This window comes from Leeuwenhoekiella polynyae, assembly GCF_004104075.1.
Lineage (GTDB): Bacteria > Bacteroidota > Bacteroidia > Flavobacteriales > Flavobacteriaceae > Leeuwenhoekiella > Leeuwenhoekiella polynyae.
On sequence record NZ_QOVK01000006.1, the window covers coordinates 169806 to 182790 of the forward strand.

Annotated in this window: 11 protein-coding genes, 1 tRNA gene and 1 pseudogene; 7 read left to right on the forward strand and 6 right to left on the reverse strand. The window is 37.1% G+C overall.

Annotation, left to right across the window (positions count from 1 at the left end):
* Positions 1-29 precede the first annotated feature (29 nt).
* From DSM02_RS09315 to DSM02_RS09330, 4 genes and pseudogenes are all read left to right on the forward strand, one after another.
* Complete coding sequence (locus DSM02_RS09315; protein WP_128765368.1) at positions 30-413, forward strand: hypothetical protein; 384 nt, start codon at positions 30-32, stop codon at positions 411-413.
* A 21-nt stretch (positions 414-434) separates the two neighbouring features.
* The gene (locus DSM02_RS09320; protein WP_128765369.1) at positions 435-2015 is read left to right on the forward strand and encodes a T9SS type A sorting domain-containing protein; all 1581 of its coding nucleotides are present in this window, start codon (positions 435-437) and stop codon (positions 2013-2015) included.
* Positions 2016-2056: 41 nt separating this feature from the next.
* Positions 2057-2800 (forward strand): annotated as a pseudogene (locus tag DSM02_RS09325) (DNA/RNA non-specific endonuclease); the annotation flags it as partial.
* Positions 2801-3838: 1038 nt separating this feature from the next.
* Positions 3839-4942: a Fic family protein gene (locus DSM02_RS09330; RefSeq protein WP_240674020.1), complete on the forward strand. Its 1104-nt coding sequence runs from the start codon at positions 3839-3841 to the stop codon at positions 4940-4942.
* Between the two features lie 234 nt (positions 4943-5176).
* Here DSM02_RS09330 and DSM02_RS09335 read toward each other — a convergent pair whose 3' ends face one another.
* Both DSM02_RS09335 and DSM02_RS09340 read right to left on the reverse strand, forming a co-directional pair.
* Complete coding sequence (locus tag DSM02_RS09335) at positions 5177-6421, reverse strand: site-specific integrase (RefSeq protein ID WP_128765371.1); 1245 nt, start codon at positions 6419-6421, stop codon at positions 5177-5179.
* Between the two features lie 215 nt (positions 6422-6636).
* A tRNA-Pro gene (locus DSM02_RS09340) sits at positions 6637-6711 on the reverse strand.
* 227 nt (positions 6712-6938) lie between these two features.
* On the opposite strand from DSM02_RS09340, the gene DSM02_RS09345 reads away from it, so the two are divergent.
* Positions 6939-7385: a hypothetical protein gene (locus DSM02_RS09345; RefSeq protein ID WP_128765372.1), complete on the forward strand. Its 447-nt coding sequence runs from the start codon at positions 6939-6941 to the stop codon at positions 7383-7385.
* Here DSM02_RS09345 and DSM02_RS09350 read toward each other — a convergent pair whose 3' ends face one another.
* Positions 7386-7829, reverse strand: a complete 444-nt coding sequence (locus DSM02_RS09350) for a c-type cytochrome (protein ID WP_128765373.1) — start codon at positions 7827-7829, stop codon at positions 7386-7388. It lies immediately after the preceding gene.
* Entirely contained in the window at positions 7826-8953 is a 1128-nt protein-coding gene (locus DSM02_RS09355; RefSeq protein WP_128765374.1) for a PQQ-dependent sugar dehydrogenase, read from the reverse strand. Before DSM02_RS09355 ends, DSM02_RS09350 begins: the two co-directional genes overlap by 4 nt.
* A gap of 233 nt (positions 8954-9186) precedes the next feature.
* Between DSM02_RS09355 and trxB the strand changes: the two genes are divergently transcribed.
* The gene (gene trxB, locus DSM02_RS09360; protein WP_382403028.1) at positions 9187-10143 is read left to right on the forward strand and encodes a thioredoxin-disulfide reductase; all 957 of its coding nucleotides are present in this window, start codon (positions 9187-9189) and stop codon (positions 10141-10143) included.
* 82 nt (positions 10144-10225) lie between these two features.
* On the opposite strand, the gene DSM02_RS09365 is transcribed toward trxB, so the two are convergent.
* Both DSM02_RS09365 and aroB read right to left on the reverse strand, forming a co-directional pair.
* Complete coding sequence (locus tag DSM02_RS09365) at positions 10226-10555, reverse strand: hypothetical protein (RefSeq protein WP_128765375.1); 330 nt, start codon at positions 10553-10555, stop codon at positions 10226-10228.
* Positions 10556-10630: 75 nt separating this feature from the next.
* The gene (gene aroB / locus DSM02_RS09370; protein ID WP_128765376.1) at positions 10631-11710 is read right to left on the reverse strand and encodes a 3-dehydroquinate synthase; all 1080 of its coding nucleotides are present in this window, start codon (positions 11708-11710) and stop codon (positions 10631-10633) included.
* A gap of 87 nt (positions 11711-11797) precedes the next feature.
* Here aroB and DSM02_RS09375 point away from each other — a divergent pair, with 87 nt between their 5' ends.
* Entirely contained in the window at positions 11798-12976 is a 1179-nt protein-coding gene (locus DSM02_RS09375) for a proline dehydrogenase family protein (protein ID WP_128765377.1), read from the forward strand.
* Positions 12977-12985 lie beyond the last annotated feature (9 nt).

Genomic DNA, 12985 nt, shown 5'->3' on the forward strand with positions numbered 1-12985 from the left:
AATTTCAAATCATAAAAAACAATAAAGCAATGAAAATTCTGGGACTTAACTTTTTTTTGGGATTAACCATGGCCATGGCCATTCAATCCTGCGACAACGATGACGATGGGAAAGGTCAAGAAAATGATATCACGGGCCAATGGCATCTATATCAACGCTTCGACGGAGATGGCATTGATCCTGTTGATAATGGCAAAACACTGACGTTTACGGAAGAAAATAATTTTATCGATAGTTTCTTACCTGACTGCCAAGGTACATTTTCCATGGATAACGACACGATCACAATTGATATGCCGTGTAAGGATGAGCCTATACAATATGTTTTCAGTTTTGAAGAAATGAATCTGATCCTGGTGGAATTGCCGAGCACTTGCGATGAAGGTTGTTATGATATCTACAAAAAGAAATAATCCTATAAACCAAACCAATCCATGAAGAAAAGATACTTATTTCAACTTGCTTTGATCTTTTGCTTTGGAACCATCCATTCGCAGGAGTGTGGGACCAGTGCACCATCGGTAAAGCATACCTATCCTACCAATGAGTCTTCCAAGGCAAGTGTAAGCAATTACTGTATAGATGTACAATTCCATATCGTCAGGGAAACGAACGGTACGAATGCTTTTGCAGCCATAAATAGAACCGCCATTATAAATGATTTGAATGCTAGATATAATGACCATAACATTTTCTTCAACAACCTCGGTACGAACTTCATTAACAATAGCAACTTTGTCAATATAGACAATGATGGAGAAGCCGAAAATTTGGTTGCTATAAACAATAACCAGAATGCCTTGAATTATTATATTGTCGAAACATTGTGGAGCACACCAACAGGTTTTATAGCCGGTACGGCCTTGGATATACCCTCCAATCATTTAGTGATAAGAAATGACAGGACACTTACATCGACTTCTTCCCATGAAGTAGGTCACTGTCTCGATCTCTACCATACCCATGAAACAGCATTTGGTACTGAGAATATCAATGGCAACAATTGTGGCTCGGCAGGAGATTTGGTTTGTGACACGCCGGCAGATCCGCGACTTGGTAATGTAAATGTGAGCGCGGCATGTGTTTATACCGGAGGGGGTGGATACAACCCTTTGCCGGACAATATCATGTCCTATTCCATGTCCTTTTGTAGGGATGATTTTACCAATGGGCAAGGGGTTCGCATGAGACAGGCCCTGATATCTAATTCCATTTTTCAAAACTTTGTCAATACTTTTCAATTGAGTGGGCTGGAATACCTATGCTCCTCTGGATCGTATTCCGTCACTGGCTTACCAACCGGGGCCACCATAAATTGGAGTACCAGTGGCAACATTACAAGGAACTCATCCCAAGGATCGAACCCTTGTACATTTTCCAGAACAGGTACAGGATCTACAGGTTGGATAAGGGCGACAATATCCAATCCCGGAGCATGCGGGAACGGAATGGTCATAACCCAAAATGTGAGCCTCAATTCACAAAACCTCGACCTCTCCGTCACAAGCGTTGAGGGAGAAGGTTCTGCCATCTATGTAAGTGGCTATGTCTCCGGTGGGTCGAGTCCATTTAAATGGTACATCAATTCACAATTGATCGCTACTACATCCTCACGAAATTTTAGCCATAGATATCGTTGTGAGGGTGGGTCATCCCAAATGGCCGTTACCTCGAACTGTGGTTCTGATTATACCTATTTCTATGAAGACTGCACTGGCGGAGGGCACCGAATGACCGTATATCCAAATCCTGCTTCCTCAGAATTGAACATAACATTGGATCAAGGAAATCGAATACCCAACTATTATACCTCGTTCAATGCAGAGATTTTATCTAGGCCTAAAGATATTGGCTTGACGTTGTTGGATTTTTTGGGAAGACCTGTAATCGAAACCGTATTCAAGGGTCCAGCACAGGAAATGAAAATGGACGTTTCCACCTTACCTAAAGGAGTTTATTTTCTTCAGGTCATCGGAAAAGATGTTGATGAGAGGCACACTGTTTTCATTGAATGATGTGATTCCAAAACATATTGTATTGAAACAAATTTCCATTCTATACCGCTACAAATATTGATGGAATTCAATTTAAAAAAGTTCCAAGAAAAGATAATTGGCGTAAGGACAATAGACTACCCAAAGAGTTTCAATTTGGTAAAGAGCTATATAGTGCCCCAAATAGTGAATTTGACAAAGGGCATATGACTAAGCGAGAGGACGTTCAATGGGGAGAATCACTCGCAATAGCTTTAAATGCAGCTAACTCCACTTTTTATTATACTAATGCCGTTCCTCAACATAAAGATCTAAATAGATTTATATGGAGAAGTTTAGAAGATTACATACTTCATACCGAAACTAAGCAAAATGAACTACGTATTTGTGTTTTTACAGGTCCTGTTTTATCAAGCTTAAATCCATATTTTATAACACCTATAGGTGGTAATCAAATACAAATCCCATCTTTATTCTGGAAAGTAGTTGTTTTTCAGAAAGAAGATGGAAAAATTTACAGAGTTGGATTTATGATGAGTCAGAATAAACTGCTCCAAGAAAACCATATTATAGAGGAGTTAGAATTAGGCGAGGAGCTGTTTTTGCAATTTAAAGATGCTGATACTTATCAGGTCAATATCTCTTTGATCGAAGAATTAACAGGCTTAGAAATCCCTAAGGCAATTGACTCATATCAAGATAAGAGAACAACAAGGTTGATTTTGGAAGAAATAGATATTGACCCTGATTTAGAGAATTATGGCTTTGATTCCTTAGGATATGATATCCTGAATATAAAACTTTAATTAACTCTACCATAATTTCAGTTAAAACTCATTAATGAAGTTCAATAGCCCAAATTCTCTAGTTATGACCAGTGCCTAAATATGGGAGGAGGACAATCATTTAAATTAATATTAAATTATCACTAAAAAGTACCATTTTTAGTAGCGTAGCGAATATAAAATGAGTAGCAAGAGGGTAACACGCTGCGCGATGTTACAGATTTATAACTCATTTTATTTCAATTACTTACGGTTTGTTTTTCCGCTTGATTTTGAACAATTTGCGACAAATGCGCTTTTAAGCCCTGTAAACAGGCAGGTTTTTGCGACAAATCCTATTTAGATAGCGGTAATGAAGGGTAATTTAGGTAGTCCTCACCACATTCCCCTACACTGGGTTTCGGGGAAAGAGGTTCGTCCAAAAGGTCTTGAACACAGGCCAAAAATGTCAATTTGATAGTATTGAAATCTTGTCAGCCATTTTTGACTTGAGTTCGCTGAGCATCCTAACTTGGAATGGACAATCTTTTACTTTCGTGATTTATTTTCTTTTTAATACACTCCCAACAGCATACCTTTTTTGATAGCAAAAGTACAGGATTCTAAATTAGTCGGGCGCATAAACCGGTCGGCTACGCCTTCCTATTTATAGCCCTCTTCTAATTTAAAATCCCGAAGGTAACAACTATCAAAAAAGGTATTGCGACGGCTCTGGAGGAAGTAAATGAAACAACCAGAACCCGTATACATTTTGATCTACAAATCTATTTTAGTTGAGCAAAAAAGGATTTGCTCAAGATGAAATAAGTAAATGGTTGATGTATGTGATTTAAGTTCCTGTATTTCACTGATTGTTTTTCTTTCACAAGCTTATTGATGACTCTTCCTATAAAAGATTTATCAGGCTCTATTAAAACCTATTAACAGGAATTGTAGACAAAAATTAAGAAGCGACTTTTTTCAAGATAAATGGAAGTGAAAATTTGAGCCGATTATCATTCCTAATCGGCTCATTTTTTGATTATATTTGAGCCAATTAACTACTTTAATCGGCTCATCATGTATAACTGGCAACAGAAAGACTGGCCTAATTTTAAGTATACTACAACTGAAATTGAAGAGAAGCTCTTTGAGTTCAGCCAAAGGGCCGGGCGTGTTAATGGTATATTAGAAGGACTCTCAGATACCATGCAAATGGAAGCTATCTTATCGCTAATGGTTGCTGAGGCTGTTAAAACGTCAGAAATCGAGGGAGAATACCTGAGCCGGGAAGATGTGATGTCTTCTATACGAAACAATATGGGTTATGGTACGCCCAAAGCGGTCAAAGACCCAATGGCACGGGGTGTAGGAGATTTAATGGTGCGCGTTAGGCAAAATTTTGCAGAACCTTTGACAGATCTGAAATTGTTCGAATGGCACAGAACACTATTATCGAGTGCTAAACGCATAAATACCGGGCAATGGCGTAAGCACTCCGAACCGATGCAGATCGTATCCGGTAGCTGGGGCAGGGAGAAGATCCATTTTGAAGCTCCGCCTTCCCAGTTGCTTCCGAATGAAATGCAAGCCTTTATAACGTGGTTTAATGAATCTCATCCAGAAGGAGCCAATCCTATTAAAAAACCACTTATCCGTTCAGCGATTGCACATCTGTATTTTGAGAGTATTCACCCTTTTGAAGATGGTAATGGAAGGATAGGAAGAGCGCTTTCTGAAAAGGCGCTATCTCAAGACTTAAACCGCCCTATTCTGCTGAGTCTTTCAAAAGCAATAGAGCACGATAAACAAGCTTATTATAAGGCATTAAAAAAGGCCCAGCAGTCCAATGAAATAACCGATTGGATTATCTATTTTGTCAATACAGTTTTAGAAGCGCAATCTCAGGCGGAAGAGCTTGTTTCTTTTACGTTAAGAAAAGCCCGTTTTTTTGATCGCTATAGAAATTCGCTCAATGAGCGCCAATTAAAGGTCGTCAATCGAATGCTTGATGAAGAACCGGAAGGGTTTAAAGGGGGGATGACGGCAAAAAAGTATATCGCCCTTACCAAAACATCAAAAGCTACAGCAACGCGCGACCTTCAGGATTTAGCAGCAAAAAAACTATTTATACCTATAGGGGAGGGACGGAGTACACGTTATGAAATCAACTTTGAGGACTAAAGTTTTTTAATAAGCGATCGACTTGAACCCTAGTCTCGTTAAGGGCATTTTTTATACTTAAAAGATATTAAAGACCATCAAATCAGATCAATTTGAATGTTCATTTAAGTATAGTGAATTATTTGGTAAATAGATCGAATAATTCAGCTGCAAGATACAGGAAATATAGGGGGTGAGTTGGTTTGCAAATTCCCTGCCCTCAATTGTTAGTGTGAATCAAATCATAATCGAAGATCAAAATGACTCTTTAGTATTCCTAGCTTCCATTTTACGCATTAAGGCATCCATATCGTCTCCAACTTTCTTTTGCAGTACTCTTGCATAGATTTGAGTTGTTTGTAGCTGTGTGTGGCCTAAAAGCTTTGATACGGTCTCAATGGGTACTCCGTTAGATAGCGTAACCGTAGTTGCGAAGGTATGACGGGCTACGTGGAAGGTTACATGTTTATGTATTTGACAGACCTCAGTTATTTCCTTAAGGTATTTGTTCACTTTCTGATTACTATATAAGGGCATTAATTTGCCGGAGACCTCCAACTCCTCATCCTTTGTATATTTCTTGACCAGTGCCAGAGCCTGGGGCAGGAGGGGAACCTTAACAGGCTCGTTAGTCTTTTCTCGTTTGGTATAAATCCACAAGCGTCCATTAGACGCCGGAATCAACTGGTCTTTTCGTAATGCTTTTAAATCCACATAGGCAAGTCCCGTGTAACAAGCAAACAGAAAGCAATCTCTTACGCGTTCATAACCTTTACTCGTAAACTGCGTTTCTTCAATACGATGTAATTCACGCTGGGTTAAGTAGCAGCGTTCCTTTCGTTCCAATTTCAATTTATAATTGACAAAGGGATCTTTAGGCAACCATTCCATTCTTACTGCCAGATTAACCATTTTTCGAAGCCGTTCTAAATGCTTCCTCGTACCGTTTATGGAGCATGTCTTTCTTTCCTTCTTAGGCTTATAAGTACGTATATAGTGTTCAAACTCTGTTATAAACCGGTAGTTTAAATCAACCAAGAAGAAGTCATCTGATTTATAATGATCTAAGAGATAAGCCTTGATATACTTTTCGGTAGAATAGTAATTTTTCATTGTACCGGGCTTTAGCGACAATCCCATATTATCATTATGATACTTAACAAGTTCTAAGAGCGTCATACGCTCTTCATCTTCGCCCATATAGCGTAATTTGATCGCTTTCGCCGTAATTACTTTTCGTTCTGCATGCAGCTCTTTATGTGCGTTTAAAATTTCAGCCTTCACATCATCCATATAGGAGTTAAGCGTGATAAGTTGATCTGAAGTTTCTTTGGCTTTTACCCGGAGTATATCCCAGTCTTTTACATCAATATCTCGCTTTATACTCATTTCAGAGCGCTTTTTATTGACTGTAATTCTAAGATAGATATCCAGTTTATTGGGGTTGTTTCTTTTGGGGCGTGTAAAGAAGTTCACGCCTAATGTGCTGTTTACAGGCATTTTGTAAGTCTTTTAGTTAAACGATTTTTAGTTAAAGACTACATCCAGATGGCCTAAATGCTATATAAATCTACGATAATTTGCACACCTTATTGCACACCGAATTGTACACATTTACCTTGATTTTAGATGATATCAGATGGTATCATAAAAAATGAAAAGCCTGTTAATTCATTGATTAACAGGCTTTTTAATGTAAACCGTGATTTGGTTCGTCGGGATGAGAGGATTCGAACCTCCGCTCTCGCGCCCCCCAGACGCGCACTTTAACCGGACTAAGCTACATCCCGAAATTTCAGGGTGCAAATATAAATATTTGGGTTAGATAGTAAAGACTTTAGACTAGAATCTATAATTTTTTTAAAGAGAACTATAAAATCAAAATAGTGATTGGAAATAATTAATAAATTCTCCATTTAACGTAATTTTTTAAAAATTACAACGATATAGTTTGTTGATTATTAATTTTTTGTAACTTAATAAGAGATAAATGTTGAATTCCTCAATCTTATGTATTATGAAACTTTCACTTATTACTTTGCTTTTTTTGATCTCTATTTCATCGAGTACTAATCAAATATTCCCAAAACAGGATAACGACGAGTTAATCATAGGCACCTGGGAACTCCAAGGTTTTTATCATTATGATGGAAATGAAATAACAGATACCGTACCCACTACAGATGGTTATCGCCAAATTAAAATGTACACAAAAGATCATGTTATGTGGACACGCTATGTGCCCAAAGACTCTATTGAATGGTTTGGTTACGGTAGCTATGTAGCATCAGAAAATCAACTTATAGAAACGCTTGAATATGGTTCTGAAAGCATGATGAATGTAATAGATACGCTAAGAATATTTACATTTGAACTTCAAATTTCAGAAAATGAATACAGTCAAATCACTGTAGATGAAGAAGGTAATCGAATATTTTCCGAAAATTATAAGCGTATTGAATAGTTATTTTTCAATTTGCGCTACTTCCTTTTCAGTTACCATTTTTGATGATGTGTTGTTCCAGGAATTTAGAATATAATTCATAACATCTGCCACTTCTTCATCATATAAGCCCAACGGAGCCATAATACTCGTGTAGATGGCTCCGTTTACTTTTACTTCTCCTTTTAGCCCATATTTTACAGCTTTTATGGCTTTGACTCTGTTTTCTAATAAAAAGTCAGCTTGTGCTAGAGGAGGAAACGTGCCGGGTATACCTTCTCCTGTTGCCATATGGCACTGCATACAAAAGTCTTCATAAACCACTTTACCACGTTTTATGCTTGCTGTAAGTAAAGTGTCTTGTTGTATGGATATATAGTTTGCACTGAATGTCTTTTCAGGTTTGTTTTGATTACAAACAAACAACCATAAAATACTCGACGCGATAAGAATTAAAGTCTTCAATTTTTGATAAGTTTCACAATTCCTACTCCTTCGACACCTATATATATCAAGCCATCAGGACCTTGAACAACATTACGCACACGGCCAATACCGTCTAGTAGTTTCTCTCTTTTAACAACCTTATCATTTGCTAAATAAAGTGCTTCGAGATAAACAAATTTCAGAGAACCTACTAATATATTTCCACTCAACTCAGGATATTTATTTCCGGTTACCAGAGTCATTCCGCTTGGAGCAATAGAGGGAACCCAATAGTAAAGAGGCTGTTCCATACCTTCTTTTTTAGTTTCGTCTGTTATATCCGTGCCGCTATAATTAATACCGTAAGTAATCACAGGCCAACCGTAATTAGCTCCTTTTTTTATTACATTAATTTCATCACCACCACGCGGACCGTGCTCATGAACCCATATTTCTTGAGTTTCAGGATTAATAATCATTCCCTGCGGATTGCGATGCCCATAGGACCAGATGGCCTCTTTGGCATTTGCTTGTCCTACAAACGGATTATCTGAAGGAATGCTTCCATCCAGATTAAGGCGATACACCTTACCATTATCACGTGTTATATCTTGTGGGTTAACATCTCGTTCGCCGCGTTCTCCTACGGTAAAATAAACATGACCAGAATTATCAAAAACAATTCGGCTTCCCCAGTGTTGCCCTTTAGTAGTATTTGGTGAAGCTTTGTAAAGAACTTCTTGATCTGTTAAGCTGTTCCCGGAAAGTTTGGCTCGCATCAGTGCGGTATTTCCCCCTTTTTCGTCACCTTCGGTAGAAGAGTAGGTGATATAAATCCAGTTGTCCTTCGCATAATCTGGACTTAAGCGTATATCCAATAAACCTCCCTGGCCACGATTATAAACTTCAGGAACTCCCGAAATTTCAGTTTTAACACCTTCTTTGAAGTGAATAAGCTCGCCAGATTTTTCAGTAACGAGCAAACTTCCGTCAGGTAAAAAAGCCATTCCCCAGGGATTTATAAGGTCTGGCACAATAACTTCATGACTATATGCTTCAGAAACTGTTATAGGAATATCATTTGCTTTAACCTCTTTAGGGTTTTGACCGCAGGCTAAAAATGTAGTAAGTAATGCAAGGAATACAAGTGTACCGTTTTTCATATCAATTTATTTGATTTAAAAATAATCAAAACAAACTTCAATGCAATTTTTTTACACGTCTATGTCTGTAAATTTACAATGTTAATAACGACTTATAATTGTGCTTTGTAACTTTTTATAAAGTGTCTTTAAAGAAGTATTTTTGTAAGAATATTTAATGCCTTTTTGCGGCTTCTTATTTTTTATAGAGGTCTTTTATTTAAAATTCCACATTGTGGACTAAAATAATTTATATGTCAGTAGAACGAATTAAATGTCTAATTATAGGATCTGGTCCTGCGGGTTATACCGCTGCAATTTATGCTTCGCGTGCAGATTTAAAGCCTGTGATGTATACCGGAATGGAGCCTGGCGGACAGTTAACTACAACCACAGAGGTTGATAACTTTCCCGGTTATCCAGAAGGAATAGATGGACCTACTATGATGGTGCAACTGCAAAAACAAGCAGAACGTTTTGGTACCGAAGTGCGTATAGGGATGATTACTAAGGTCGAATTTTCTCCTGAAATAGGAGGTATTCACAAAGCAGTTGTAGACAATACAACTGAAATAGAAGCAGAAACCGTAATTATCTCAACTGGTGCAACAGCTCGTTATTTGGGTTTACCTAGTGAGCAAAAGCTGCGTGGTGGTGGTGTATCAGCTTGTGCCGTTTGTGACGGATTTTTCTATAAAAAGCAAAATGTGGCCATTGTGGGTGGGGGTGATACCGCTGCAGAAGAAGCTACCTACCTGGCCAATATATGCGAGCATGTTACCATGTTAGTACGTAAAGATGAGATGCGTGCTTCTAAAGCAATGCAACACCGCGTAAATTCTCGTAAGAATATTACTGTTTTGTATAATACTGAAGTTGACGAAGTATTAGGTGAGCAAGTTGTTGAAGGGCTTAGAATGATTAATAGTGAGACTAAAGAAACTTCTGAAATTGAAATAACCGGTTTATTTATCGCTATTGGACACAAGCCCAATACGGATATTTTTAAAGGCCAGTTAGAGATGGACGATACCGGCTATATTATTACCGAAGCTAAATCTACTAAAACTGCTAAGCCTGGAGTTTTTGCCAGTGGAGATGTGCAGGATAAAGAGTATAGACAAGCAATTACCGCTGCCGGATCTGGCTGTATGGCTGCTTTAGATGCAGAACGTTATTTAGCATCTATAGAAGAGGAAGTAGAAGCTTAACGTTTATTTCAAATAAATCAAATAAAAAATGCTCTCAAATTATTGAGAGCATTTTTTATTTGTAAAGATGTTTGAAAAGGAATTAATCTTCGTCTTCTTCATCATCAGATTCTTCAGGAAGATCTTCATCTTCATCAGCAATTTTCTCAGGAATTTCGCTAATTGGTTCTGTTAGATCTTCATCATCGTAATCGTCTACATCATAATTCTCCATAGAGGTTTCAAGTTTTTTACTCACTTTAACCAGATAGATGGTATCTGCAGTACGAACTTCAACACACTCGATGAGTTCATTTTTTGCATTTTTAAAAGATATGATTTGATCATCATCATATCCGTAGGGATACTTATCAACCAAGAGTGCTAAAATCTCAGGGGTAAGCTTCTTAAAATCAACAATAACGCGACGCATAAATAGTTTTTAATAATTGGTGCAATGTGTGGTTAAATGTAAAAAAAAACGATTGGGTTCTGCAAGACTAATCAATTATTTATTGCTTATTTTTTTATAATAGTCAAAAGCATTAAAAATCAGTTCGTTTGAAACTTCCTGATTTAGTACCGGTTTGCCTATAGCATCAAGGAGTACAAAATAAATGATGCCGTGACTGTTTTTCTTGTCGTATTTGAGCAAAGTAATGATCGCTTCAATATCTTTTTCTTCAAATTTCACATACGGATAAAAGCTTAATATAGCTTTAGAAGTTTCATTGCACGTATCCTTATCTAAAGATCTAAGTGCTGTAGAAAGAAAGTTAGCTAAAACCATTCCTACAGAAATGGCCTCACCGTGAAGTAAACGAGTTTTATCTTTACGTTCCATAAAATAAGACTCAATTGCGTGACCGAGTGTGTGGCCATAATTGAGGCTTTTTCTAATATTCTGCTCAAACGGATCTTCTAAAACAACCTCATTTTTGATAGCAATAGATTGTCTTATCAATTCTCCCAGACTTTCAAGGTCAGTATATTTAGCATCCTTTACCGCATTCCAGTAGCTTTCAGAATTGATAAGCCCGTGTTTCAGCATTTCGGCATAACCACTGCGCAATTCTTCAATAGGAAGTGTACCTAGAAAATTAGTATCAACTAAGACCATTTCTGGGTTACTAATAACTCCTATTTGATTTTTTAAAGAACCAAGGTCTACTCCGGTTTTTCCACCTACGGAAGCATCAACCATCGCAAGTAGAGTAGTGGGGATATTGATAAAATCTATACCTCTTTTAAAGCAACAAGCTACAAAACCGCCTAAATCTGTAACTACGCCACCTCCAAGATTTAGTAAAGCGCTTTTGCGATCGGCATTTAATTCAGATAAAACATTCCAGACTCCTTCACAAGTTTCTAAATTTTTAAACTCTTCGCCTGGATCAATCTCGATGATTTCTATAGTTTGAGTAGTTTCAACGTTTTGAAGAAAAGAAGCTAAACAATTTTCGTGCGTATTGCTATCGACTAAAACAAAAAGTATACTGTAGTTTTTTTCTTTTAATAAGACATTTAGATTTTCGTAGCCATTATTACCAAAAACTACCTTATAATCCTTTGCTTGAATTGCTTGCATGTTAAAATTATTTTGGGCTGTGAAATTAATATCTTTTTATAATAATCCCTTTGCGATTTAGCTATATTTGACGCCTAATTTTTCAATATGTTAGAACAAAGAATATTTGATGATACAAAAACTGCTTTTTCTTTAAAATCAGATAGTGAACTGACTCGTGCCTATTATTTATTTAAAATGATATCGCTTCAGCCATTAGTTAAAATAGGATCGGTTGTTACCAATTTTGCTCTAAATGCAAATCTACCAATAAAGAGACTGGTTAAGGCTACTGTATTTGATCATTTTTGTGGAGGCGAAAGTGAAAAAGAGTGCACCGATACAATAGAAGCAATGTATTCTAAAAATGTACATTCGGTATTAGATTTTTCTGTAGAAGGAAAGGAAACAGAAGAACTTTTTGACGCCGCATTAAAGAGGGTGGTAAGTATTATCGATTTTGCTAAAGATAGAGCAGGTATTCCTTTTGCTGTTTTTAAGCCTACAGGCTTTGGAAGGTTTGAAGTTTTGCGTAAAGTGACTGAAAATGAAAAACTATCAGACAAGGAGCGAGCAGAATGGAAACGCATTCAAGAACGGTTTCATGAAGTTTGCAAAAAAGCCAAATCTTGCGATATAAAACTACTCATAGATGCCGAAGAAAGTTGGATGCAAGGAGCGGTAGATGATTTGGTTTTAGAGATGATGCAAACCTATAATAAAGAAAAACCTATTGTATTTACAACCTTACAATGTTACCGCTGGGATCGTTTAGCATACCTTAAAGAGTTACATCTAGATGGTATTGAAAAAGGGTATCATTTAGGAGTTAAAATTGTTCGTGGAGCTTATATGGAAAAGGAACGCGCTCGTGCAGATAAGCATGGTTATGCTTCTCCAATTTGTAAAGATAAACCCGAGACAGATGCTCATTTTAATGCGATGCTGGTTTATATCTTTGATAATCTTGATGATATTTGGGCCTTTGTAGGAACTCATAATGAAGAAAGTAACTATCTGGCGATAGAAATAATGGCGCAGAAAGAAATTGCAGCAAATGACGACAGAGTCTGGTTTGGTCAACTTTATGGAATGAGTGATCACATCAGTTTCAATCTTGCAGAAGTAGGTTACAATGTAGCTAAATATTTGCCGTTTGGTCCTGTTAAAGATGTAATGCCATACTTAATTAGACGTGCTGAAGAAAATACTTCTGTTGCCGGTCAGACAAATAGAGAACTTACCTTAATTAAGGAAGAATATAAACGAAGAAAGCACAAGAAATAATTTTTGAAA

What these genes read in the sequence shown, in the direction of transcription:
- DSM02_RS09355 (WP_128765374.1), bottom strand. Translation starts at nt 8,953, where the DNA reads ATGAAAAACGGTACACTTGTATTCCTTGCATTACTTACTACATTTTTA.
- DSM02_RS09315 (WP_128765368.1), top strand. Translation starts at nt 30, where the DNA reads ATGAAAATTCTGGGACTTAACTTTTTTTTGGGATTAACCATGGCCATG.
- DSM02_RS09345 (WP_128765372.1), top strand. Translation starts at nt 6,939, where the DNA reads ATGAAACTTTCACTTATTACTTTGCTTTTTTTGATCTCTATTTCATCG.
- DSM02_RS09335 (WP_128765371.1), bottom strand. Translation starts at nt 6,421, where the DNA reads ATGCCTGTAAACAGCACATTAGGCGTGAACTTCTTTACACGCCCCAAA.
- DSM02_RS09365 (WP_128765375.1), bottom strand. Translation starts at nt 10,555, where the DNA reads ATGCGTCGCGTTATTGTTGATTTTAAGAAGCTTACCCCTGAGATTTTA.
- trxB (WP_382403028.1), top strand. Translation starts at nt 9,187, where the DNA reads ATGTCAGTAGAACGAATTAAATGTCTAATTATAGGATCTGGTCCTGCG.
- DSM02_RS09320 (WP_128765369.1), top strand. Translation starts at nt 435, where the DNA reads ATGAAGAAAAGATACTTATTTCAACTTGCTTTGATCTTTTGCTTTGGA.
- DSM02_RS09330 (WP_240674020.1), top strand. Translation starts at nt 3,839, where the DNA reads ATGTATAACTGGCAACAGAAAGACTGGCCTAATTTTAAGTATACTACA.
- DSM02_RS09375 (WP_128765377.1), top strand. Translation starts at nt 11,798, where the DNA reads ATGTTAGAACAAAGAATATTTGATGATACAAAAACTGCTTTTTCTTTA.
- aroB (WP_128765376.1), bottom strand. Translation starts at nt 11,710, where the DNA reads ATGCAAGCAATTCAAGCAAAGGATTATAAGGTAGTTTTTGGTAATAAT.